Origin of the sequence: Paenarthrobacter sp. NPDC091711, from assembly GCF_044756605.1 — a bacterium.
Classification (GTDB): domain Bacteria; phylum Actinomycetota; class Actinomycetes; order Actinomycetales; family Micrococcaceae; genus Arthrobacter.
This window is the reverse complement of the sequence record NZ_JBIVTF010000002.1, coordinates 503,482-526,963: the sequence shown is the minus strand read 5'-3', so window position 1 is coordinate 526,963 and position 23,482 is coordinate 503,482. Positions and strand designations below refer to the sequence as shown.

The 23,482-nt window shown below is 63.0% G+C and carries 21 protein-coding genes and 1 pseudogene; 15 read left to right on the top strand and 7 right to left on the bottom strand.

Annotation, left to right across the window (positions count from 1 at the left end; genetic code table 11):
* The 4 genes and pseudogenes from ACIQH5_RS05750 to ACIQH5_RS05735 form a co-directional block, all read left to right on the top strand.
* A pseudogene (locus ACIQH5_RS05750) lies at window positions 1-114 on the top strand (carbohydrate ABC transporter permease); the annotation flags it as partial.
* Window positions 115-135: 21 nt separating this feature from the next.
* On the top strand, window positions 136-777 hold the full coding sequence (locus ACIQH5_RS05745; RefSeq protein ID WP_400401087.1) for a Poxvirus protein I5: 642 nt from the start codon (window positions 136-138) through the stop codon (window positions 775-777).
* A 104-nt stretch (window positions 778-881) separates the two neighbouring features.
* Window positions 882-2,156 (top strand): MFS transporter, encoded by a 1,275-nt coding sequence (locus ACIQH5_RS05740; RefSeq protein ID WP_400401065.1) that lies wholly within the window; start codon window positions 882-884, stop codon window positions 2,154-2,156.
* Window positions 2,157-2,296: 140 nt separating this feature from the next.
* The gene (locus ACIQH5_RS05735) at window positions 2,297-3,589 is read left to right on the top strand and encodes an ABC transporter substrate-binding protein (RefSeq protein WP_400401063.1); all 1,293 of its coding nucleotides are present in this window, start codon (window positions 2,297-2,299) and stop codon (window positions 3,587-3,589) included.
* 58 nt (window positions 3,590-3,647) lie between these two features.
* Here ACIQH5_RS05735 and ACIQH5_RS05730 read toward each other — a convergent pair whose 3' ends face one another.
* Together ACIQH5_RS05730 and ACIQH5_RS05725 are read right to left on the bottom strand one after the other, a co-directional pair.
* Window positions 3,648-6,809, bottom strand: coding sequence for a family 78 glycoside hydrolase catalytic domain (locus ACIQH5_RS05730; protein ID WP_400401061.1), 3,162 nt, complete (start codon window positions 6,807-6,809; stop codon window positions 3,648-3,650).
* A complete protein-coding gene (locus tag ACIQH5_RS05725) occupies window positions 6,806-8,869 on the bottom strand; it encodes a DUF6807 family protein (RefSeq protein WP_400401059.1) in 2,064 nt (687 codons plus the stop codon). The genes ACIQH5_RS05730 and ACIQH5_RS05725 overlap by 4 nt, the downstream gene beginning before the upstream one ends.
* A 267-nt stretch (window positions 8,870-9,136) precedes the next feature.
* Here ACIQH5_RS05725 and ACIQH5_RS05720 point away from each other — a divergent pair, with 267 nt between their 5' ends.
* The 4 genes from ACIQH5_RS05720 (at window position 9,137) to ACIQH5_RS05705 (ending at window position 12,226) form a co-directional block, all read left to right on the top strand.
* Window positions 9,137-10,156, top strand: a complete 1,020-nt coding sequence (locus ACIQH5_RS05720; protein ID WP_400401057.1) for an acetylxylan esterase — start codon at window positions 9,137-9,139, stop codon at window positions 10,154-10,156.
* A 220-nt stretch (window positions 10,157-10,376) separates the two neighbouring features.
* Window positions 10,377-11,525, top strand: a complete 1,149-nt coding sequence (locus ACIQH5_RS05715; protein WP_400401055.1) for a 3-deoxy-7-phosphoheptulonate synthase — start codon at window positions 10,377-10,379, stop codon at window positions 11,523-11,525.
* 225 nt (window positions 11,526-11,750) lie between these two features.
* Window positions 11,751-11,963 (top strand): helix-turn-helix domain-containing protein, encoded by a 213-nt coding sequence (locus ACIQH5_RS05710; protein WP_017199160.1) that lies wholly within the window; start codon window positions 11,751-11,753, stop codon window positions 11,961-11,963.
* A 164-nt stretch (window positions 11,964-12,127) separates the two neighbouring features.
* Complete coding sequence (locus ACIQH5_RS05705) at window positions 12,128-12,226, top strand: 30S ribosomal protein bS22 (RefSeq protein WP_003792170.1); 99 nt, start codon at window positions 12,128-12,130, stop codon at window positions 12,224-12,226.
* Window positions 12,227-12,490: 264 nt separating this feature from the next.
* Here the strand turns inward: ACIQH5_RS05705 and ACIQH5_RS05700 are convergent, their stop codons facing one another.
* The gene (locus ACIQH5_RS05700) at window positions 12,491-13,453 is read right to left on the bottom strand and encodes a DUF559 domain-containing protein (protein ID WP_400401053.1); all 963 of its coding nucleotides are present in this window, start codon (window positions 13,451-13,453) and stop codon (window positions 12,491-12,493) included.
* Window positions 13,454-13,632: 179 nt separating this feature from the next.
* Window positions 13,633-14,496, bottom strand: a complete 864-nt coding sequence (locus ACIQH5_RS05695; RefSeq protein WP_400401051.1) for an HAD family hydrolase — start codon at window positions 14,494-14,496, stop codon at window positions 13,633-13,635.
* Window positions 14,497-14,657: 161 nt separating this feature from the next.
* Here ACIQH5_RS05695 and ACIQH5_RS05690 point away from each other — a divergent pair, with 161 nt between their 5' ends.
* Both ACIQH5_RS05690 and ACIQH5_RS05685 read left to right on the top strand, forming a co-directional pair.
* Window positions 14,658-14,912 carry a glutaredoxin family protein gene (locus ACIQH5_RS05690; protein WP_400401049.1) on the top strand — a complete coding sequence of 85 codons (255 nt, stop codon included), beginning with the start codon at window positions 14,658-14,660 and terminating at the stop codon, window positions 14,910-14,912.
* A 76-nt stretch (window positions 14,913-14,988) separates the two neighbouring features.
* Entirely contained in the window at window positions 14,989-15,696 is a 708-nt protein-coding gene (locus tag ACIQH5_RS05685; RefSeq protein ID WP_043456823.1) for a redox-sensing transcriptional repressor Rex, read from the top strand.
* Window positions 15,697-15,744: 48 nt separating this feature from the next.
* On the opposite strand, the gene ACIQH5_RS05680 is transcribed toward ACIQH5_RS05685, so the two are convergent.
* From ACIQH5_RS05680 to ACIQH5_RS05670, 3 genes are all read right to left on the bottom strand, one after another.
* Window positions 15,745-16,551 (bottom strand): hypothetical protein, encoded by an 807-nt coding sequence (locus tag ACIQH5_RS05680; RefSeq protein ID WP_400401047.1) that lies wholly within the window; start codon window positions 16,549-16,551, stop codon window positions 15,745-15,747.
* 262 nt (window positions 16,552-16,813) lie between these two features.
* Window positions 16,814-17,542: a hypothetical protein gene (locus ACIQH5_RS05675; RefSeq protein ID WP_400401045.1), complete on the bottom strand. Its 729-nt coding sequence runs from the start codon at window positions 17,540-17,542 to the stop codon at window positions 16,814-16,816.
* Window positions 17,543-17,747: 205 nt separating this feature from the next.
* Window positions 17,748-18,299, bottom strand: coding sequence for a YceI family protein (locus tag ACIQH5_RS05670; RefSeq protein ID WP_024817916.1), 552 nt, complete (start codon window positions 18,297-18,299; stop codon window positions 17,748-17,750).
* A 207-nt stretch (window positions 18,300-18,506) separates the two neighbouring features.
* Between ACIQH5_RS05670 and ACIQH5_RS05665 the strand changes: the two genes are divergently transcribed.
* From ACIQH5_RS05665 to ccsB, 5 genes are read left to right on the top strand one after another with little or no spacing between them, the layout of a single operon-like run.
* Window positions 18,507-19,172 carry a histidine phosphatase family protein gene (locus ACIQH5_RS05665; protein WP_400401043.1) on the top strand — a complete coding sequence of 222 codons (666 nt, stop codon included), beginning with the start codon at window positions 18,507-18,509 and terminating at the stop codon, window positions 19,170-19,172.
* A gap of 4 nt (window positions 19,173-19,176) precedes the next feature.
* Complete coding sequence (locus tag ACIQH5_RS05660) at window positions 19,177-19,782, top strand: TlpA family protein disulfide reductase (protein ID WP_400401041.1); 606 nt, start codon at window positions 19,177-19,179, stop codon at window positions 19,780-19,782.
* Between the two features lie 5 nt (window positions 19,783-19,787).
* A complete protein-coding gene (locus ACIQH5_RS05655; protein WP_014922639.1) occupies window positions 19,788-20,543 on the top strand; it encodes a cytochrome c biogenesis CcdA family protein in 756 nt (251 codons plus the stop codon).
* The gene (locus ACIQH5_RS05650) at window positions 20,543-22,264 is read left to right on the top strand and encodes a cytochrome c biogenesis protein ResB (protein ID WP_400401039.1); all 1,722 of its coding nucleotides are present in this window, start codon (window positions 20,543-20,545) and stop codon (window positions 22,262-22,264) included. Before ACIQH5_RS05655 ends, ACIQH5_RS05650 begins: the two co-directional genes overlap by 1 nt.
* Window positions 22,264-23,331, top strand: coding sequence for a c-type cytochrome biogenesis protein CcsB (ccsB, locus tag ACIQH5_RS05645; protein WP_400401037.1), 1,068 nt, complete (start codon window positions 22,264-22,266; stop codon window positions 23,329-23,331). Before ACIQH5_RS05650 ends, ccsB begins: the two co-directional genes overlap by 1 nt.
* Window positions 23,332-23,482: the final 151 nt, after the last annotated feature.

Genomic DNA, 23,482 nt, shown 5'->3' with positions numbered 1-23,482 from the left:
TACGGAGCCATGATCGCCATGTCCGTCCTGGCACTCCTCCCGGTCCTGGTGTTCTTCCTCGTCTTCCAGCGCTACATCGTCGAAGGCGTCTCCACGCAGGGCCTCAAGGGTTAGGAACAACAGAGAATGAGCACTATGAACGCCACAGGCAAGTCCTCGGGGAATCCCGGCCTTCCGGTCAACCGCTTTGCCCTCTTCGCCGAGACCATCCTGGCGGGAGTCATCGTGCTCCTTCTCTCCATCCCGTTGGTGACGGCGCCGGCTGCCTATGCGGCCGGCGTCGCACACCTGGAAAGGCACCTCAGCGGCAGGGATGATTCCCTCCGCAGCCTGTGGGGCAATTTCCGCCGCGCGCTTCCCGGCAGTTGGAAGCTGGGAATCACGACGGCGGTAGCCGCCGTCGTGATTGTCCTGAACCTGTTGCTCGCTCTGGTGGGTCAACTGCCCGGCCGGGCAGCGATCCTGCCCGCCACCCTGGTTCTCGCCGCGGCAGGGGCAGTCCTGTTCCTGCGGATCGCTGCCAACTGGAGCGGCGGGATGAACTGGGAAGGCGACGCCGACCAGCAGTCCGCCGAGGTTCCCGGCCCCGAGCGCTGGGCCGCGGCGTACGCCAGCGCCAAGACTGACTCGCTGCGTGACTGGACTGGCTCGCTGTTGCTGCTTGCCGCCGTCTTCATGGCCGTCGTCTTCGTGTGGATGCTGCAGGCATTATTCGTGATCGTTCCCGGGACCTTGGTCCTGGCCGCTGCCGCCGTCAAAATCCGTTCCCATCGTTGAGTTTTTGTACAGCTCATGCCCCTAAGGAGCCTCCTTAAGGGCATGAGTTGTACAAGAACTCCACAAGAATCCGTCCCGACCCGCTGAATCGAGCAGAACACTCCGTGTCGCCGCGCCCGTTCCCACCGCGCCCCACATCCACCGCACCGCGTGCCCGCTCCACGGAAAGCTGGCATTACCCGCTGAGGCACCACAACTACCGGATTTTCGTCACGCTTTCCCTCGTAGGGAGCGGCGGGGTGTGGATGCAACGCCTCGCCCAGGATTGGCTGGTGCTGCAACTCACGGGCAGCCCGGCGGCTGTTGGCGTCGCCGTTGCCCTCCAGTTCCTTCCGATGCTGGTGGTGGGCCCCATCAGCGGTGTGTTGGTGGACCTCTTCCCCAAACGCCGGATCCTCTTGGTCTGCCAGTCCGTGGCCGTGTTGCTGGCCGCAGGTCTGGCTGTGTGGAACGCGATGGGCGGCACGGATGTGTGGGTGGTCTATGCGTCCTGCATCGCCTTGGGCATCACCAGCGCGATCGATGGACCCGCACGGCAGGTGTTCGTCAACGAGGTAGTGGGCGACGCCGGCCTGCCCGCCGCCATCGGACTTAACAGTGCAATAGGGCAGTTGGGAGCCATGGCAGGCCCGGCGCTGGCGGGCGTGGTCATTGCCCAAGCGGGTCCGGCGGCAGCTTTCGGAGCCAACGCCTTGATTGGCGTATCGGTCCTGGTGATGATCGCCGCCATCAGGCCGGGGGAGCTTCATCATTCGCCGGAGGCGCATGAGCCTGGTGCCCGGCGCGGCCAGATCCTGGCCGGCTTCCGCTTCGTCCGGGCTCGTCCACCCCTGCTGCTGACTATGCTCCTCGCGGGATTGCTGGGCGCGTTCGGCATGAACGGCCCCGTAGTCCTCGCGGCGTTCGCAGACGGGGTGTGGCACAGCGGGCCTGCGGGCTTTGGGCTCTTCAACACTGTGAGTGCATTGGGGGCACTCGCAGGTGCGTTGGTGGCCACCCGCATCAAGCGCTTTGGACGGAAGGGGATCGTGGCCAGTGCCGGGCTCTTCGGGCTGACGCAAGGGCTGGCTGCTCTGATGCCCACGCAGGAGTGGTTCGTGGTGATGCTCATTGTGGTGGGCTTCATGACCTTGGTGTTCCTCACCAGTGCAGCCACCGCTGTGCAGCTCGAGGCCGGTGCCAGCGTGCGCGGCAGGGTCCTGGCCCTCTATTTCCCGCTGCTGCTGGGCGGTCACGCTTTGGGCGGGCTGCTGGCCGGGTGGCTCACTGAGGACTTTGGCGTCCGGACTGGACTGGTGGTCACGGGGGCGTTGGGCATGGTGTCCGCAGCCGTGATTGGATTCCTGCTGTGGCTCTACTCGGCCCGCCGACGCACCTAGGAGCGTGCCAGTAGTTTGAGCGCTTTTGTTAAAAGTGATAGCTCAAACAAACAAAAACTCCCTTGACGAGTGATGTAGCACACATCTAGTCTGAGAAAGCGTTTTCTGCCCGTAGCGCACGACTCAGATAAGGACGTTTGATGTCTACTCGAGCACGAAAAAATCTAGCCGCCAAAGTCGCAGCAGCGGCGGTCGCCGTCGCCATCACCATGACCGGCTGTGGCAGCGGATCCCAGCAGGCCTCCTCGGATGGCACCGTCACCCTTCGCTTCAGTTGGTGGGGTTCGGATGTCCGGCACAAGATGACCCAAAAACTCATCGACGCTTTTGAAGCGCAGAATCCCACCATCAAAATCAAAGGCGAATACGGCGATTGGTCCGGCTATTGGGACAAACTAGCCACCCAAGTCGCCTCCCAGGACGCCCCGGACATCATTCAAATGGACGCCGCCTACCTGGGGGAGTACGCCGAACGCGGCGCCCTGCTCGAGCTGAAAGACGTGGACCTCGCCAAGTTCGACTCAGCAGTGGCAGACGCAGGAAAGGTTGAAGGTAAGCAGTACGCCATAACCGCCGGCGTGAACGCCCAAGTGGTCCTGGCGAACCCCTCGATCCTCACAGCCAGCGGTGTCACACTGCCCGATGACAAGACGTGGACCTGGGACGAATACAACAAGACAGCCGCCTCCATTACCGAAGGCAGCAAGAGCGGGGTTTACGGTTCGGGTGCTGTCAGCGGTGACGCACCCATGAACCTCTGGTTCCGCCAACACGGTAAATCCCTCTTCACCGCCGACGGCAAATTCGGCTTTGATGAGGGCGACTTGACGGGATGGTACGAATACCAGGCAGAGCTCCGTGATTCCAAGGCCGTCCCGCCCGCATCAGTGATGACGGAGGATGCCACGGCCTCCGTTGACCAGCAGGGATTGGCTACCAACAGGTTTGGACTCGCTTGGTACTGGTCCAATCAACTGAGCGCCCTCACCAAAGCTTCGGGCCAGCCGTTGGAGATCCACCGTCCACCGAGCACGGACGGTAACTCCGCCAGTGCACAGCAGTTCTACAAGTCCTCCCAGTTCTGGTCCGCGAGTTCACGGACCAAGCACCCGGCGGAGGTGCAGAAATTCATTGACTTCCTCGCCAACAATGTGGAGGCCGGTGAAATCGCCTTGGCCGATCGTGGTATCCCGGGCAACTCGGAGGTCCGCGCGGCCGTTCTTCCCAAGCTGACGCCGGAGGACGCCGCCACGGCCAAATTCATCGATGAAATCTCCTCCGAACTGGGAGATGCCGTGCCCGTTCCCCCGGCAGGGTCCAGCTCCGCCGTCGAGGCTTTGGGTCGCTACGCCTTGGAAGTCCACTTCAACCGGATGTCACCGCAAGAGGCAGCCAAGAAGGCGATGGACGAAGCGAAGAGCTCGCTGAGCTAGCTCCTGATAGGTCCCGCGGGATGGCATTTAGCGACAGTTCCCACCATGAACACTGTCATTAGATGCCGTCTCGCGGACCGAAATGCCAGGATCCTGGGCCGACCACGTGGTTGCCGGTGGGAAGGACTACCTCGGCCTTAACTCCGGGAGGAACCTCGCACTCCAGTTCCATTCCGCCCGCCGTCCGGCGCCACGAGACGGAAACAACGCCGCGCTGTGTCGGCACGCTGCCATCGGCATGTTCCAGCCGGCACACCGGCGGTTGAATCACGACGGCGGACGCCCCCGGAGCGGTGACACGGACTCCGAGGAGGTACTCAAGGATCTCCCGGATCACTGATGCCGACCATGCATGAGACTGGCTGTAGTCGGTGCCCTCATCAAGCTCCCAGGCCTCCCAAGTGAAGGAGGCTCCGGCGTCGAGTTGGCGGGTCCACCCGGGCTGGCGTGGATCGGTGAGGAGGCTCACAACATCGTCCACCCGACCCTGCGACAGCAGGGCGCGGAACAGCCGGTGCACGGTCATTGGACCTTGGCGCATCCCCAACCCTGCGAGTCGCTCGGCATCCTTCGCCGTGTGTTCAGCGGGAGTGATCCCCAGGGACAACGGGAACGAGGTGGCATGCTGTGAGGCGTTGAGGCTGGGGCGGCCGTCTGAGTAGAGTCCGTCCACCATGACGCCGTTCACCCTGAAACGGGCATTGATCTGTCCAGCCAGGGATGCCGCCGCACCACCGAACCGGGCCGCCTCCCGCTCAAGGCCAGCGGACGCACAGAGCCGGCTGACGACGTCGAGCACTGACCATGACTGGGCGTTGACCGTGGTGCGCGCCGCGCAGTCCATGTCGTAGCCGAAGCGGCCGGGCGCCGGCCAGTCCACAATCCCGTGAAGGTACGGCCCTCCGCCGCCACCCAGATCCGTGACAAGCCCGGCAGTTGGACCGTCGTGAGGGATGTGCCGGAGGACGTACTCCGCCGTGTCCATGAGCTGAGGGAGGAGCTCGGCAACCAACCTCTCATCCCCGCTGAGCCGGTGATAATCCTCCACCCACTCGGGCATCATGAGTGAGAAATCCGGGATGTCGCGCTTGCCGTCGCCGTTGGGATAGACCGCGTTGTAGCGCCCACGCTCTTGTGGTGAATCCCAGTAGCGGCGCGCCGATCCTGCGAACTCCCGCAGCGCCTTGGCCGTGAAGTGACGCTCACCAAACAGGGCCATGGTTGCGTAGGAGATGTTTGCGGCGTCGCCCAGGAACTGGCCTTTCTCGCGGGTTGGTGTGTCCACGAACTGTTCCTGGACGCCCAGCAAGGCGGAGTCCCTCAGAAGCGTGAAGACCCTGTTCAGCGTGTGATCGGAGCTGTGGAAGCTGCCCTCCGCCGGGTGATCGGCGTGGATCACCGTTGCGCCGACAGCGCCGAGATCGGCAATCTCTACGCCGGGGAGCTCAAGGTAGCGGAAGCCTAAGTGCACGGCTGCCTCATAGCGCTGCGGACCGCTGGCCTGGGTATAGGGGAAGGACATGTCCGTGTTCTGGCTGGGTGTCTTTCCAGCGTCCACGCGACCGTCGGCCCTGAGGTTGTACCCTGCCCGGAGCATCACGGTCCGCCCATGCTCACCACGGAGAAATTCCACTACCGGGCGCCCGGGGAGGACTCTGCCGAAGTCCGCCACCGGGGTCCCGTCTTCAGCAGTGAGAATGTGGACGGCGGACGCGTAGTTACGTGCGACGCCCGCACCGTTAGGCATCAGGAGTGGGAAGTCGGGGAGGACCGGGTGGGTTCCGAGGGAGACTGCCGGGTGCCAGTGCTGTGATTCCGGCCAGGCTGTCGCATCGAAATGCTCGATGGGATCGCCCTCATCGTTCCGGTATCCGCTCTGCCGGTATGGACCTTCCGCAACCAGCCACCCAGGTCCGGAGCCGAACACGTCCCGGGTGCCGTCGTCGTACTCCACCGTCAGCTGGGCCAGCAGGCCCGGGCGTCCGGCAGCGCGGCCCTGACCGGGTCCATACCAGTGGGCGACGGCGGTCAAGGTGGCGGTGTCGCTGCTCTGCAAGGCTTCAGTGACGTCGGCGGCGTTGTAGAAGTGCTCTCCCGGGTAGCCGAAATTGGTGGTCTCCAAGCACGGGCTTCCGTTGATGGAGAGCGCGGCGTGATGGCTGGCAGCGGCGTAAAGGCGGGCGCGGGCTACCGTGCCCTCGAGCTTGATGGCGGTCTTCGCAAGGGTCCATTCGTCCGGCTGCCGGAGGGGAGTGGTGGTGCTCCAGCCGCTAAGGGAGGCCGGCTTGGTGAAGTCGGTTTCCAGAAGGGTGGTCCCGCCACCCTGGACGCTGATCGACGCGTACTCGGACTGGCTGCGGGGTTCTTGATGGAACGCGATGCCGGTGCTGCTACTGCCAGGGATTGTGGCGTCCAGGACCATATCACCGTCGATGCTGACTGTGATGCGTTCGCCGTCGTCCGTGATGACCAGATCCTGCCAGCCGTCCTCCGGAAGTGCCCCGGCACGGGAAACACCGGTGGCCCCAAACGCTGGAGTCTCAGCCAAAGGCTCCGTATGCGTTGCCGACATTGCGCCGATCTGCCAGTCGGGGGCGGGGCGAAGGAGTGCTGACCGGTTCGGCTTGATCTCCAAGAGCACCCCGGATCCAGGCCCGTCGCTGCGAAGGAGTATCCCGGCAGTCCCCAGGCGCAGGCGGAACCGTGCGGTGATCACCGTGCCGCCGTTGGCTTCAACCGGCCACGGAAGATACGGCGAGCCGCTCACGCGCAGGTGGCCGCCCACTAGCTCCAAGGGCGCCCGTCCGCCGGGTTCCCGGTGAATCCACTCTGCGTTCCAGCCGGCCGCGCCCGGCAGGCCTGTGCTGGCGAGACCCGTGCTGAAGCGGGCCGGTTTGCTGGGCTCACCAATGTTTCCGGCCGCATCCGTGAGCTGCACAGTCCACTGATAGTCGCCGTCCGGGGTCAGATCCGGGCCTGTGTAGGGACGGTGGTGCTGCTGCTCTGTGACAACGGTGCCCGAGTCCCATACGTCCTTGCCTGAGTGGTCCAGCACCCTGAGGCGATAGGCGCGTTGGAACGATTGCCCTGCGCTCGCAGAGGTTCCAGCATCCAGCAACCAGCCGAAAACCGGCGCGGCGGGAGCCGTCAAGCACCGCGCGGATCCCTCCACCGTGAGGTTGGTGGCCATGAGTGGGGTTGCCGCGGCGTCCGTGTTCATCGGCCTGAAACCAAATCCTCGATCTCCGCCACATCCAGGGTTCCGTCGCTGATCCACACCGTGTTGGTCCGGGTGAGGGATTCGCCTTCCGCCACTTCCACTGCTGTGTCCCACGCCAGTGCGGAACCCACAGCGGGGTAGTCGCTGCACCGCACGAACCATGGGTCTTCAGACTCTGTAGGTGCGCCAAACACCAGAGTGGCAGGGCCGCCGTCGAACTCTCCCGTCCAAGCGAGCCACGGCGTGACGGAACCATGTACGGACGGTTCGCCCTCGGCTGTGGAGGAGAAGACGCGAGGGGAAGCATTGACAGGGAGGCGCCAGAAGAAGCCGCCGTAGCCGCTTCCGGCGGCACCGTGCGAACCGGGGCTGCCCAGTGAAACATCCACGACGGCGGTGAGCCGGGTTTGGACGTCGAGTCGCCAGGTGCGTTCGTCCAGGACTGCGCGACTCAGGGAGCGGCTTTCCTTCAGTACCAGTCCGCCGTCGGCCGCGAACCAGTTGAGCTCAAGCATCGTGTGGTCTTTTTCCCGGGAGATACTTGCCGTTTCGATCCTCCCGTGGTCGTTAACATCCACGTACTTACCCGCTGCCCGCCGGTAGCTGCGGCCGCCCCAAAAATTGCTGCCATTGACGTCCTGCAGGGCGAATCCTGCGCCGAGGTGCCAGACGTGATCCGAGGGCAGATGATCCGTGACCACTGTCCCGGCAGGGGTGGTCACCGGGTGCAAGTACGGCCTGGGGGAGAGATCCGGTTCGAGGTTGCTGCCGCTGCGGAGGACCGCTGCGGCGTTGTTGGAGGCGGCAGCGTCTGTCGCAGGGGTGAAGAGAGCTTCGGCACCTCCGGTGATGGGCCGCGCCCAGGGAAGTCCCAGCTCGGAGAACGTGGCGTGGGCGCGGGTGGCACGTTCCAGGATGTCCTCAATGTTCGGAATAACAGCGTGGGCTTGTTCGCCTGTGCCCACCCAATTCACGCAATCCGGCGGAATCAGCGCAGGTGCCTCCGCTGTTCTGATGGCTTCCAGGACCCGCATGAAGGCACCAGCGTGATGGAGCGGGCTCAGCAGTGGCGTGCCTTCGGACAGGTGGTGGAGGAGGTTCTCGGTGAGGTCGTCGCGCCCGAAAGTGTGGGTGGTTTCGCCGGCTTCGGTGCGGACGGTCACGCGGTCCTCGGTGTAGTGGAAAACCGCCGTGCCTTCAGTACCATGGAGCGTCACATAGGGTTCCACGGATTCTGTGGCGCAGAGGGTGAGCGCGGACGTGATGGGCAGGCCGTTGGTGGTGCGCAGGCGGATCACTGAGGTGTCGTCGGCTTCGATGTCGTTGGCCCGGTAGAGGTCGGTTTCCACGGTGGCGAGATCCTCGGCAGCCCGTGCTCCGGCGATGCGGAGCGCCGTGGCGATCGCATGGGCTAGCGGGTTGGTGGCGACGCCATCCACCACATCCACGCCATCGAGGCTGCGCTTGCCTGCCCAGCGGGACCGCTTGTAGTAGGCCCGGTCCCGGACCCAGCGGCCCGTAGCTGAGATCCCCTTCAAGGTGCCGATTCCCGGCAACTCTTCGGAAGCCTGCCCGCTGGCCAGCTTCTCCAGTGCTGCCAGCGCATGGGAACCGAGGCTCTGGAAACCGATCTGGACACTGCGACCAGACGTGGCCGCCGCTTCCTGGAGGCGGAGGAAGTCGCTCATGGAGGCCACGGGTGGCTTCTCCAGGTAGAGATCGGCCTTGGAAGCGAGCACGGACAGGGCCAGCGGGGCATGGGTCTGTATGGGAGTAGCCACGATGATGACATCCGGGTGGTGGTTTCCGGCAAGGAGCTCATCAAGGTTCGCGTGGACAGCTGTGGTTTCCGGCAGATCTCCGGGGGCCGGCGGATTCGGATCGGCCACCGCAATCAGGTCCACCTTGCCCGTGGCGCTGAGACGATCGAGGTTGCGGAGGTGGTGCGTGCCGAAGCCGTGGACTCCCACCAAGGCGATCCTGGCCGGAGCGGTGGTGCTTGCCGCACCGTCGCTGAGGCGCGTCGGACTACTGGCGGACTCTGTGGAAGCGGTGTCCATGGCTCTCCTAAAGCTGGCGCGGCAACGATGGCGCGTGACGCCGTCGTCCGGGTATTCACAAAAGTGTTCGAGCGGGTTTAGGCTACACCTCAGCAAGCGCTTTCCCGTGATCGATTGGGTTTAGTTTAGCTCGATCCCCAGCAAAATGTAACGATTCAAGATGAGTGCCGATCGGCCGCGCTATGACGTAGGATGTCCTCTGGTTGACCGTAGTAATCTCGGCTCATCTGAACCCGCCAGTCAGACCCACCTGAACCGGAATGGACCATGCCCCTCTTTGACCTTCCCCTTGACCAGCTCCGCAACTACTCCTCCACGGCAGTAGCTCCAGCCGACTTCGAAGACTTCTGGGACCGCACCATCGCAGAGGCGCGCGGGCTTCCGCTCGATGCTGTGTTTGAGCCCGTGGACAACTACCTCAGCGTGATCAACACCTTCGATGTCACCTTCTCCGGCTTCGGGGGAGACCGCATTAAGGGCTGGCTGCATCTACCCGCGCAGCTCGACCCCGGGGAGCAGCTTCCCGTGGTGGTGGAGTACATCGGCTACTCCGGCGGGCGGGGCCTGGTCAACCAGAACACCCGTTGGGCCCAGGCCGGCTACGCGCACTTCATCATGGACACGCGCGGGCAAGGCTACGGCGGGGTATCCGGCGACACCCCGGATCCGCATCCCTCGGCCGGAGGCAACAGCTATGCGGGCCTCATGACCCGGGGTGCCGACCACCAGGACAACTACTACTTCCGCCGTGTTTACGTGGACGCCTTCCGTGCGGTGGAAGCGGCGCAGAGCCATCCCGCCGTCGACCCCTCAAAAGTGGTGCTGGCAGGCGTCAGCCAGGGCGGCGGCATCACCGTTGCTGCGGCCGGGCTCACCGCCGGAAGGCTCGACGGCGTCATCGCCGCGCTGCCCGACGTCCCCTTCCTGCAGGACTTCCCGCGCGCCATCGACATCACCCCGCGCGGTCCCTACCCGGAGATCGCCGGATTCCTGGGCCGGCACCGCGAGAAATACGAGCCCGTGTTGGCCGTGCTGAACTACTTCGACGGCGTCCATCTAGGCCGTGCAGCAACCGTCCCGGCGCTGTTCTCCGCCGCACAAATGGACGACATCTGCCCGCCATCAACGGTGTTCGCGAGCTTCAACAGCTACGGAACCGGCTTGCGGGAGCAGGGCGGGGCGCCGGAGAAGGACATGGAGGTGTACCGCTTCAACAACCACGAAGGCGGGCAGGAGCACCACTGGATCAAGCAGTTGCAGTTCCTGCGCAAACTGCTGTCATCTTGATGGACGCGATTTGCCCGTGGTCAAGAACCGCGGTTATGGTGTGGCTATGACAAACCGTTGGTATGCGTATTTTTCGTTGGCTCTGGAGGGGCCCGCGTCTAACTGACACGCATCCAACTTTCCTTCAGAGCCAACAGGGCAGAGATTATTCTCTGCCCTTCGCCATATCCGGCGGGTTCTGAAAAGGGGCCCGCTCCGCATCCCGGAACAGGACCCAGAAATGACCAGCATCGCCGCAGAACCCACCGAATCGCTCAACTCCGCCGACGCCGGTGACACCGCTCAGCCCGCCACCTCCAACCTGCGGGTTGCCCGATTCGAGCCGCTTCCGGCCCCTCAGGACCTCATCGCGGAGTTGCCGCTGGACGGCCGCTCGGCTGCCGTCGTCGACCGTGGCCGTGACCAGGTCCGCGCCATCATGGACGGTGTGGATGACCGCCTCCTGGTCATCGTTGGCCCGTGCTCCATCCACGACCCCAAAGCCGGCCTCGAATACGCCCGTCGCTTGGTCAGCCAAGCCGAGAAGCACAAGGAAGACCTGCTGATCGTCATGCGGACCTACTTCGAGAAGCCGCGCACCACAGTTGGCTGGAAGGGCCTCATCAACGATCCCCACCTTGACGGCAGCCACGACATCGCCGCCGGACTCCGTGCCGCCCGCGGATTCCTGAAGCAGGTCACCGCATTGGGCCTGCCCACTGCCACCGAGTTCCTGGAGCCCATCAGCCCGCAGTACATGGCGGACCTCGTCTCCTGGGGTGCCATTGGAGCACGCACCACCGAAAGCCAGATCCACCGCCAGCTGGCCTCCGGGCTGTCCATGCCCATCGGCTTCAAGAACGGCACCGACGGCGACCTCCAGGTAGCCATCGACGCGTGCGGCGCTTCTGCCGCTGAGCAGGCCTTCCTGGGAATCGACGACGACGGCCGCGCAGCTCTCGTAGCGACCTCCGGAAACCCCGACACCCACGTGATCCTCCGCGGCGGACGCAAAGGCCCCAACTACGCTGCCGACGACGTCGCAGCGGCCTCGGCCAAACTCGCAGCCAAGGGCCTCAACCCGCGCCTGATCGTGGACGCCAGCCACGCCAACAGCGGCAAGAGCCATCACCGCCAGGCCGAGGTTGCACTGGAAATCGGTGCGCAGCTCGAAGCAGGAGAGACCTCGCCGATTGCCGGGGTCATGCTGGAGAGCTTCCTCGTAGGAGGCGCGCAGAACCTGGATGTGGCTGCTCAGCTCGCGGGAACGCAGGAGCTCGTCTACGGCCAGAGCGTCACCGATGCCTGCATGGAGTGGGACGTCACCGCCTCAGTGTTGGAGCAGCTCGCGGCGTCGGCACGGAAACGCCGGGCAGTGGTTGCGGCTTAGGCTCGGGTGGGCCGCGGCCCGCTACGGGGGTTCCCTGCCGAGCATGCCGTGCGCCCGGCACGGCTGGCAGGGAACCCACGGAATGGGCAGAACCAAGGACCAGGCTCTTTCACATTGGCCCCATCAGCCTCTAGAGTATCTAGCACATGGTTGTTTGATGGCTCAGCATCGGCACACCGTTCCACTGGGGGTGTCCTACTGTCTGAGAGCAAAGGAATATGGGAAATGTCCGCGGAGACTAACTTCTCGAATGCGCGTTTCATGACGGTGGCCGAAGTCGCCGACGTCCTGCGTGTTTCCAAAATGACCGTGTATCGCCTGGTCCACTCAGGGGAAATGCCCGCCGTGAGGTTCGGCCGTTCCTTCCGGGTCCCTGAAGAGGCTGTTGCCCAGTACCTCAAAGGTGCTGTGGTGGACGGACAATCCGAGACCGCCTGAGGCCTGCCGGGGTCCGTCCTCCGGACCGTGGTCATGGGGTGCCCCTTTGAAGCGGTACTCTGTTAAGGAACGTTTTACGTCAATGTAAGAATCTGTCAGTTGTACTGTCTGCTTCCGCGGATCGGTTCCAACAGACAGGAACTTCTAGTTTGTAAGGAACTTTCGTGGGTTCAGTTATTAAGAAGCGCCGCAAGCGTATGGCCAAGAAGAAGCACCGCAAGCTGCTTCGCAAGACTCGCCACCAGCGCCGCAATAAGAAGTAGAGATACTTCATCAAGCGTGAATGCCCGCTGCCTTTCGAGGCGGCGGGCATTTTTGCATCCCCCGATCCTCTCTCACGTCCCTCGGGTTAGGCGTGGACGCTCTCTCACGTCCCTCGGGTTTGGCGTGGACGCTCTCTCACGTCCCTCGGGTTTGGCGTGGACGCTCTCTCACGTCCCTCGGGTTTGGCGTGGACGCTCTCTAACGTCCCTCGGGTTTGGCGTGGACGCTCTCTCACGTCCCTCGGGTTTGGCGTGGACGCTCTCTCACGTCCCTCGGGAAAAGCCCGAGCTGACGGCAGGATCCTGCCATGCTGATCGCAGAGCGCTCTTAATCTTTTTCGTGGCTGACGCAAAGTTGTCGGCCAGGTCATCTTTTCCGAATTTCAAGACTGTCCAGCCTGCTGATTCAAATGCTCTGTCGCGTCGCCGATCGCTAAATATTTGATCCTGCTCAAGGTGATGACCGCCGTCGTACTGTATTGCTACTCGCCGATCACGGAAGCCTAGGTCGGCAGACGGTGAGAACGGATCGTTCTGCCGGAGCTTGACCTGTAGTTCGGGTTCGGGAATGCCTGCGTCCAGCATTGCCAAGCGGAGCAGCGACTCGGGTGCAGAATCGGCGCCCACGCGCATGAGGCCGAGTGCTTCCCTCGCCCGAACAACACCCTGCAAATTCTTGTGTCTGTCTACCATTTTGCGAAGAGCCTCAAGCGTAGTGAAGGGCGTCTCGCGTTCTTCGAACTCGGGCCTTGGAGTTCGAATGAGTTCGTCACCCAGGCATACGAGGTCGGGGACCGGCAAGCGTCGTGCGAGATCCAACCATGTCCGCGCACGAGTGCTCATCCAGATGCCCTCAACGTATTCGATCTCATCCTCGGATGCTGTGACCGTATGACCAATCACTCCTTTGCGGCGCACTGACGGGAGGTTCCTCGGCTTACTGAGGTGCAATTCGTTGGAGTCTGACAACCAAGGTGGAAGACAGATGCCGTGTAGTCTCGCGGCCGTTACATGGGAAATCCAAGCACCGGGAGTGGCAGCTGACAGCGATCTAGCAGCCGCCGACAGCTCGAAATCCCAATCGGAGGGTCGATATAGACCGCGGCTAACCCCGTCGATCCTGACACGATTCCATAGATACGAACGCTTCAGGCCCGCGGCCTCGGCTTCTTCAAGAGTGAAGGGCGCAGCGATCAGTTGGGAAGGAAATGGGGCGGGGTTCTGCATACGGGCATTCTCGCCCAGAAACGCTTGCGGCATCGGAAGTTATCCACAGGCTAGGTGAAGCGCTCGAGGGATGTGAAAGAGCGTTGGGTTGAAGGGGGTGGGATGTGAGAGAGCGTTGGGTTGAGGGGGGTGGGATGTGAGAGAGCGTTGGGTTGAAGGGGGTGGGATGTGAGAGAGCGTTAGAGGCGGGGGCCGCGGAACTTTGAGAATCCGCGCCACAGGCCGTAGACGGCTCCGCCGACGGTCGCGGCTTTGAGCCCAAGTGTTGCGGCGCGGCGTCCGGAACGGAAATCGTAAACGGGCCAATTGTTTTCACGGGCATGGCGGCGCAGCTTCGCGTCCGGGTTGATGACCACGGGATGTCCCACCATGGTGAGCAGGGGGATGTCGTTGGCGGAGTCGCTGTAGGCCCAGCAGTGGTCCAGATCCAGCCCCTCGCGGTCTGCCACGAGTTGGACCGCGATTGCCTTGGCGGGTCCGTGCAGGATGTCGCCCACAAGCTTTCCCGTGTACACGCCGTCGTCCACCTCGCCGACGGTCCCCAGTGCGCCGGTCAGGCCGAGCCGGGTGGAAATAACGGTGGCCACTTCGATGGGCGTGGCCGTCACGAGCCACACTTTCCTGCCAACCCGAAGGTGTTGTTCTGCCAGCGCCTTGGTTCCCGGCCAGATCCGTGACTCGATCATTTCGTCATAGACCTCTTCGCCCAGGGCTTTGATGTCTTTAACGGTGATACCTGCTGCAAGAGTCAGGGCGGAGTCGCGTACCGAATGGACGTCTTCCATGTTCTCGCCCCGCATGACGAACTTGAACTGCTTCCACGCGAATCCAGCGGCCTGGGAAAGCGTGAACGCTTTGCGCTCGTACATCTTGCGCGCCACGTGGAAGAGACTTGCACCCTTCATCAACGTGTTGTCGACGTCGAAGAAAGCGGCCTCGCCAGCATACTTCCGGGCGATGTCCTTCTTGGCCGCGTCCCTCTGTACGGCGTCCTGCTGCACCAAGGCATCTGCGACCACGGCGGCGTTCTTCTCCTCGGGCATGCCTTGAGTCTAGTCAATCACCGGGGCCGGCGTTGAGGACGCGTGCGCTGTCACCCCGGTGCGTGGCATGTGGGAGAGCAGCTGGGTGGGGCACGGATGTGAGAGCGCGTGGTGGGAAGGGTGTGAGATGTGAGGCGGCGTTGGGCCGGTACCTTTGAAACATGGCTATTCCCGACGTCGTTCTCCTCACTAAAGCTGACTGCCACCTCTGCACGGCGGCGCGTGCCGCCGTCGAGCGCGTCACAAAAAGTCTTGGCGTGCAGTGGACCGAGCAGAAGATCGACGGCGACCCCCAACTGCAGGAGCGGTTTGCAGAGGAGATTCCAGTGGTGCTGGTGGACGGCATCCAGCGCGATTTCTGGAAGATCGACGAAGAGCGGCTCACCCGGACCTTGAAGAAAGCCATGGAGGGCTGAGGGTGGAACTACCCGCAAGTAATGGCTTTTGTTGAGTCCGGCCGAGGGTCATAGAGTGGAACAACAAAGCGACGCAATGGAGAGTACCGTGACTGCGCTGGAACCGTCCCCGGAAGCAACAACCGGGGACAACGAACCTGCCACAAAGCAGATCCCGCCCGCGGCTGTGGCCCGGATGACTCTCTATTTGCGCGCACTGAACTCTCTGTTGGCCGAAGGCGTTGAACGGGTTTCCTCTGAAGCCTTGGCGGAAGCCTCGGGCGTCAGTTCATCCACGCTCCGCAAAGACCTCTCCTACGTCGGCTCCTACGGGACCCGCGGCGTCGGTTACGAAGTCCAGTATTTGAGCCGCCACATCGCGGCGGCCCTCGGCCTGACCCACGACTGGAAGGTCGCGATCGTCGGCGCCGGTAACCTCGGCAAAGCCCTTGCCCGGTACGGCGGCTTCGAATCCCGCGGCTTCGACGTCGTAGCCATTTTCGACGCCGACCCCATGGTGATCGGCAACGAGGTGGGCTGGTTGCGGGTTAGTGACTCCGCTGAACTGGAACGGGTCCTGGAACGGACCCACACCAACATGGTGGTGCTGGCACTGCCGGCCACCGTGGCCCAGGCTGTGTGTGACCGGGTCATTGCCGCCGGGATCCGGAGCGTCCTCAGCTTCGCCCCGGTGCTGCTGCAGGTCCCCCCGCACGTCAACCTCCGCAAGGTGGATATGGCAACCGAGCTCCAGATCCTCGCCTACCACGCACAACGGGCGCAGACGCCGGGTCAGGCCGTTTAGCCTTCGCCGGGTCCGCGCCCGCGTGGTGTGTTGGGAGTCCCTGCGTGTTCAGCGGCCGTAGGGGTTCTGGTACGTGTTGCCGAAGGGCTGCGCCTTACGGAAGTAAGGAGCCGACGCCGGTAGGTACAGCAGGACGATTCCGGCAATTCCCAGGAGCGCGGCAAGCGTGGCGAGGCTCAGCGGCACCAGCATGAAGATGGAGATTGCGGCCAGCACTGTTCCAAGGATTCGCGCCCAGTTGCGGCCCTTGCGCACATTAAGGGCAACCAGGGCGTAGAGCCCGGCCCCGATGATTCCGACAGCTACCATGATGCCCACAAAGACACCTTGAAGGTCCTCGAACCTCATATCACCCGCACCGCTGGCTGCCATCTGGTCCTCAAACATGGCCCGCGTCGCGGGGTCGTTGATGGCTGCGATGGAAATGATGATGGAGATGAGCCAGATAGCCGCGGCGCCAACAATCAGCCAGAAAGCAATGTTGACCATTTGCGGCACGGTGGTGGGTCCGGGCTGTTGGCTCGGCCAGTTGGTGTCTTGGCCATACTGCGGGGCCGCAGGAGGCTGGCCGTACTGGGGAGCAGCGGGGGTCTGCTGACCGTACTGCGGAGCAGCGGGGGATTGCTGGCCATACTGCGGAGCCGCCGGAGGCTGACCTTCAGGGGACATCTGGCCGTACTGCGGAGCTGCGGGCTGACCGGGAGACTGCTGGCCGTACTGCGGAGCTGCGGGCTGACCGGGAGACTGCTGGCCGTACTGGGGTGCGGGGGGCTGCGGTGCAGAAGGCTGGGAGCCGCTGGTTTCGGGCTGGTTGTTCTCGCCCGGGTTGGACGGCGGGTACGGAGGGTTGCTCATGGCATTCCTTTGCTTGTTCGACTGCTTGTGCGGCCGCCGGGATCAGCAAAATGACCCTGCCCCCAGCGTGGTTCTGCTACCACCGTACCTCCCGGGTCCTTTTGCGGCAGACGATCACACGCAGGTATTTCACGCTGACGGGAAAAATCATCATGTGGGCTTACGCCTTCATGATGAAGGCCGCGGGATCCCGGAGGATTCAACCGCGGCCTTCAGACTGTTTTTCCACCGACAACGCACGACGGCGGCAGCTGCGTCAGCGTTAGACCTGGCCCTTCACTGCCTTGAACCAGAGCTGCGAATTCGGCAGCCACATGAGGACGACTGCTACAGCACTGACGAGGAAGCCGAACCAGTTGCCTCCAAGTCCCATGCCCGATCCGCCGCCATTTGCTGCGCCGAAAATTGCCAGTAGCAGAGAGACGGCGGCCACGATGGTCAACGCCAGCCGTGCCCACTCCTTGCCTTCCTTCATTTTCATGGCCAGGACAACCTGCGCGGCGGCCACAGCCAAAGCGAGCAGGAGAAGGATCAGTGCGATAGCGGCAAAGGCCGGAGCGAAGGCGAATGCTGCGACGACGGCGAAGAATCCGATGAGCCCAAACAAGAGGCCCAGAAGCCCGGAGATCACCCAAATGAAGTAGGAAACCTTGAGTTCCGTCGGCAGGCCTTGAGTTTTGAACATTCCCGAGAAGCCGCCCTGCGGCATGACGTCGTTGAAGTTGCGGGGGCCGTCCGTGGGCATTTCGAAATGGAATCCAGGCTGCCCCGGGGCAGGCTGGCCGGGGCCGGGGCCGGGGCCGGGGCCGGGGCCGGGGCCGGGCTGCGGCGGTGCGGGCTGTGAATACTGGCCCGGTTGCGACGGCGGCTGGTAACCCTGCGGTGGCTGGTATCCCTGGGGCGGTTGGTAGCCCGCAGGAGGAACATTGCCGGGCTGCGGAGGCTGGGAGCCGGGCTGCTGTGGCTGTGGTGTTTCGTCTGGGGTACTCATGGCATCACTTTAGACCGCAGGTTGAAGGATGCATAGGAAATTTGGAGCTAACGCGCAGCTAAATACAGGCTTTTTACCGAACAATTGCGTAGTGACTTCTCCATATGCGAAACGGCGCCCCCACAGCGTGAGCTGTGCAGGGCGCCGTTTACGGACGCAGGTAGGGAGGATCGGGCCTGCCGTGGATCGGGCCAGCGTTGAAGGACTACGCGGCGGCCGGTGCGATGAACGCGAGCTCGAGATTGATGACTACCTTGTCGCTGACCAGGACGCCACCGGCTTCGAGGACAGCGTTCCACGTGAGGCCGAAGTCCTTGCGGCTGATGGTGGTTTCACCGGAAACACCGGCGCGGGTGTTGCCGAAGGGATCCACTGCTACACCGTTGAATTCGGTCTCGATGGAAACTTCCTTGGTGACGCCTTTGATTGTGAGATCGCCCACGAGGTCGAAGCTGTTTCCGTTGGCCTTGACGTGGCGGGACACGAAGGTGATTTCCGGGAACTTCTCTACGTCGAAGAAGTCTTCGCCCTTGACGTGGCCGTCGCGGTTGACGTCGCCGGAGTCGAAGCTGGCGGTCTGGATGGTGGCGGTGACCTTGGAATCGGTCAGCGTCTCGCCAACTTCCAAGGTGGCCGTGGCGTCCTTGAACTGGCCGCGGACCTTGCTGATGCCTGCGTGGCGGACGGTGAAGCCGATTTCGCTGTGGGAAGCGTCGAGGGTCCAGGTGCCGGTGGTGACGGAAGCGGGGAGAGTCATCATGGTGTTGCTCCTATATCAAGTGGTGGGTACTGCTTGCTTGCCCGGTCGAGCTCATTGCTTGAAGCGTCAACCGAGCTTCGTACCCAGTATAAACATGCATATGCATCTTTTATTCCAACTCCACGGAACATTTCGGGAAAACTTTGAGTTCTACTAGCGGTAGAAGATTTCGGATCGCCCCGCTTCTTTGAGAAACTGGTAAACATGCCCCAAGCAACTGTCCATCTGCTTCGCCATGGCGAGGTCCACAATCCCGACGCTGTCCTCTATGGCCGGCTGCCGGAATTCCACCTCTCCGAACGTGGCCGGGAGATGGCCCGGATGTTGGCGGACCACTTCACGGCCCGTGTCAGCCAGGGTGCCAAGATTGTGCATTTGGTAGCCTCGCCGCTGACCCGCGCCCAGGAAACAGCCATGCCTACGTCCGAGGCGCTGAACCTGGAGATCACCACGGATCCGCGCATCATCGAAGCCGAGAATCACTTCGAGGGACTCCACCCCACCAAGAGTGAGTTCCTCAAACCAAAGCACTGGATCTACTTCCGCAACCCCCTGCGGCCTTCCTGGGGCGAGCCTTACAAGGAGCAGGCAGCCCGAGTGCTGGCAGCGGTGGAAGATGCCCGCGTCAAGGCAATCGAGCTGGGTGGGGACGGCGCTGAAGCCATCCTGGTCAGCCACCAATTGCCCATCTGGTCAACCCGCTTGACCGCGGAGGGGCGTCGCCTGGCGCACGACCCCCGCAAGCGCGAATGCACGCTGACTTCCCTTACTTCCCTGACACTGGACGACGACGGCAAGATCGTTCGCGTTGAATACACCGAGCCTGCTGCCGTTCTGCTCCCCGGCGCGGCAAGCACCCCGGGGGCATAGAAGCATGGACAAGAATCTTTCACGCCGCGGCGTGCTGAGCGCCGGCGGAGTCCTCCTGGCCGGACTGACCATGGGCCTGTCCGCGTGCGCCCAGGAAGACACCCTCGCCAAGCAGGCCAAGGCCGGCGACAACAAGAACTACGTGGCAGGTGACGGCTCGGTGACGGAGTTCGCCAAGGCTGACCGTGCTGCTCCCGTGGCCCTCAAGGGAACCCTCTTCAACGGACAGAGCATCAAGCCCGAGGACCTCCTAGGCAAAGTCACTGTCCTGAACTTCTGGTTTGCCGCCTGCGCTCCGTGCCGCATCGAAGCACCCCAGCTTGAGGCCCTGCACCAGGACTTCAAGGACCAGGGCGTTCAGTTCTTCGGGGTCAACCTTCGCGACGAACAAGCTACCGCCGAGGCCTTCGATAAGACCTTCAACATCACCTACCCGAGCTTCAATGACAAGGATGGCGCAGTGCTGCTGTCCGTGTCCGGCATTGTCCCTCCAGGGGCAGTGCCCACCACCTTGGTACTGGACAAGGAAGGCAAGGTTGCCTCCCGCGTTCTTGGCGAGATTGAGAAGAGCACCCTGAAGGCCCTCATCACCTCCGCAGTGGCCGAGTAGCACCCATGAACAGTCCTTTCGCCGAGACGATCCTCAACGGATCACTGCTGCTGGCTGTGCCGGTGGCATTGCTGGCCGGGCTGGTCTCCTTCCTTTCGCCGTGCGTGCTGCCGCTGGTCCCTGGTTACCTTGGCTACGTCACGGGACTGACCGGCGTCGACCTCCAAAAGCAGCGGCGCGGCCGCATGCTGGCCGGAATCGGGCTGTTCGTCCTGGGATTCTCGGTGATTTTTGTTCTGCTGGGCGGTGCCTTCGGGCAGCTCGGAACGTTGCTGACGGGTCCGCAAAACGCCTGGATCACGCAACTGCTGGGCATCCTGGTGATCATCATGGGTGTGGTGTTCATGGGCGGCTTCGGCTGGCTGCAGCGGGACGCGAAGATCCACGCCAAACCGCCGGCAGGCCTGTGGGGTGCGCCGCTCCTGGGGCTCACGTTCGGACTGGGCTGGGCGCCTTGTATAGGTCCCACGTACTCCGCGGTACAGTTGCTGAGCTTGTCCGGCGGTTCGTCGGCGGCCAAGGGAGCCCTTCTGGCGTTCGTCTACAGCCTTGGCCTTGGCATTCCGTTCCTCCTGATTGCGTTGGCTGTACGCCGGGGCATGGGAGTCATGTCCTTCTTCCGCAAGCATCGGCTGGCCATCCAGCGGATCGGCGGGGGCATCCTGATTTTGCTCGGCATCCTGATGGCCACCGGAGTTTGGGGAACCTGGGTGACCGAGTTGCAGTACTGGTTCCAAAACGATGTGAAGTTGCCAATCTGATGAGCGAGTCCGTGAAAGCCAAGAAGAAGTCACCAGCCGCTGAAAGCACCTCCGCAGAAGGCACAACAGGCGAAGGAAAACTCCAGCAGGCCAAGTCCGAGGCAGCCCTGCCCGCGCTTGGTTTCAAGGGCATGCTCCGGTGGGCCTGGACTCAACTGACCAGCATGCGCACGGCTCTCTTCCTGTTGCTCCTGCTTGCCGTTGGCGCCGTGCCGGGTTCGTTGTTCCCGCAGCGGCCGGCCAACCCGTCAGTGGTCACGCAATACATCAACGACAATCCGTCCTACGGTGAGCTTCTCGATGCACTGCAGCTCTACGATGTTTACTCCTCGGCCTGGTTCTCGGCCATCTATATCCTGCTGTTCATTTCCCTGATCGGCTGTGTCACTCCGCGTGCCATCGCCCACTACAAGGCCATGAAATCCCAGCCGCCGCGCACCCCCAAGCGCCTTTCGCGCCTGCCGGAGTACGGCACCCTGGCCTTGCCCGCCGACGCCGGGATCCCGGCGTCGAAAGCCATCAACGATGCCGCCGGACTGCTCAAGAAGCGCGGCTACCGCGTGGAGGTCAGGGACGTCGACGGCGACTTGCCGTCCTTGGGTGCCGAGCGCGGCTTCCTGAAGGAAGTGGGCAACCTGGTGTTCCACACCTCGTTGATCGGGGTGCTGGTGTCCGTGGCCATTGGCGGCCTGTACGGCTACAGCGGCCAGCGGATCCTGGTGGAGGGCGAAACATTCGTCAACACCCTGGTGGGCTACGACCAATTCACGCCCGGCACCAACTTCCAGAGCAGTTCGCTCCAGCCGTACTCCATGCAGCTGGATAAGTTTGAGGCCAAGTTCGACCGCGAATCCCCAGGTAAAGCCGGCCAGCCCATCGACTACACCGCAGAGGTCACCACCAAGGAAACTCCGGATGCTCCGGGCAAGAAGGAAACCCTCAAGGTTAATGACCCTGTTTCCCTCGGAGGAACCAGCCTCTACCTCACCGGAAACGGCTATGCCCCCCTGGTGACAGTCCGCGACGGCGAGGGCAACATCGCTTTCCAGGGTCCCGTCACAGCCAAGGTTCAGGGCGACAACTACTACTCGTCCGTGGTCATCAAGGTCCCGGACGCCAAGCCGGAACAGCTGGGCTTTGTTGGCTTCTTCCTTCCTACTGCGTTCGTCACTGAGGACAAGATTTCCTTCAGCGGCGCCCCTGAACTCATCAACCCCCAACTGAGCCTGAACTCCTTCTACGGTGATCTGGGCCTGGACAAGGGCGTGCCCCAGAACGTGTTCGAACTGGACGTCAAGGACCTCAAGCAGCTCAATGGGCGCGATCTGGCAGCTGGCGGCATCACCCTGAGCCCGGGCGCCACAGTAAACCTGCCTGAAGGCAAAGGCAGCATCACGTTCGACGGCGTCAAGAAGTACATTGGCGTGGACATTCACCACAACCCCGGCCAGCTGTACGCGCTGATCTTCGGCTTCCTCGCGGTCGCAGGCCTGGTCATGTCGCTTTACATCAACCGACGCCGCGTCTGGGTCCGCACAGGAACCCACGCCGACGGCCGCACCATGGTGGAATACGGCCTGCTGGCTCGCGGCGAAGACCACCGCCTCGCCGGCGAAGCGGCCGCACTTCGCGAAATCTTTGCCCGGGAATGGAACGTCCCGGAGACACCGGACACCGCTACAACAACTGCAGGATCTTCCTCAACCTCGAAGGACCAGTAATGCCCGTCATCAACGAAACCCTGGGCCAGTACAGCGAGCTGTTCATGCTGTTGGCCGCCGGCACGTATACCGTGGCGTTCATCGCCTTTGCCTGGGACTTGGCCAAGAGCAGCAAGATGCTGCGCGCCGTGGACCAGAAGGCTGCGGCCAGCACCGCCGACCACAAGGTGAGCGTTGCTGCAGGCCGCGTCGCGGCAGGTTTGGGAGGCCCCGACGCCGGTGGGCCGGCAGGCCGGGCCGAGCGTCCGACGTCGGGCCTCACCGTTGAGGGCGGTACTGCCGCCGGCGACATGAAGTACGCGGGCGAACGCCGCGCACCTGCCCGCGTGGCAGTGGCGTTGACGGTTTTGGGTGTCCTTATTCACGGTGCGGGCGTGGTGACCCGTGCCTTTGGCGCAGGCCGCGTGCCGTGGGGCAACATGTACGAGTTCCTCACCACCGGTGCTTTTGTTGCAGTAGCTGTCTTCCTGGTGGTCCTTATCCGCCGCGACCTGCGCTTCCTGGGAACGTTCGTGATCGGGCTGGCCATCATCATGCTCGTGGCCGCTTCTGCTGCTTTCTGGACGCCAGTGGGCCACCTGGTTCCGGCCCTGCAGAGCTACTGGCTGATCATTCACGTTTCCATCGCCGTGCTGTCTTCCGCACTTTTCACCCTGACGTTCGCTATGTCCGTGCTGCAGTTGCTGCAGTCGCACCGCCAGAAGAACCTCGCTGCCGGCCGCAAAGACAACCTCGGCTTCATGCGCCTGGTCCCCAATGCACTGAGCCTTGAGAATCTCTCCTACCGGATCAACGCCATCGCCTTCATCGGCTGGACGTTCACCCTCATGTTCGGTGCGATCTGGGCAGAAAAGGCCTGGGGCCGTTTCTGGGGCTGGGACCCCAAGGAAGTCTGGACCTTCGTGATCTGGGTTGTTTACGCGGGCTACCTGCACGCCCGAGCCACCCGTGGTTGGACTGGAACGCGTGCGGCATGGTTGTCGATCGTCGGCTACGCCTGCGTCATTATCAACTTCACACTGGTGAATACGGTCTTCAACGGTCTGCATTCCTACTCGGGGCTCTAAACCGCGGCACCGCCGCTTTGGCCCTCTGAGCAGGGGCTTTACCCGGCCATGCGGTGGTTGGTCTCGGGAAATGACAAATCGGTGTAGCAATTATGACAATTTGGTGTTGCACCTAAGCCTTTTGCCCGTCCGGGGCAGGTGCTAACTTGAT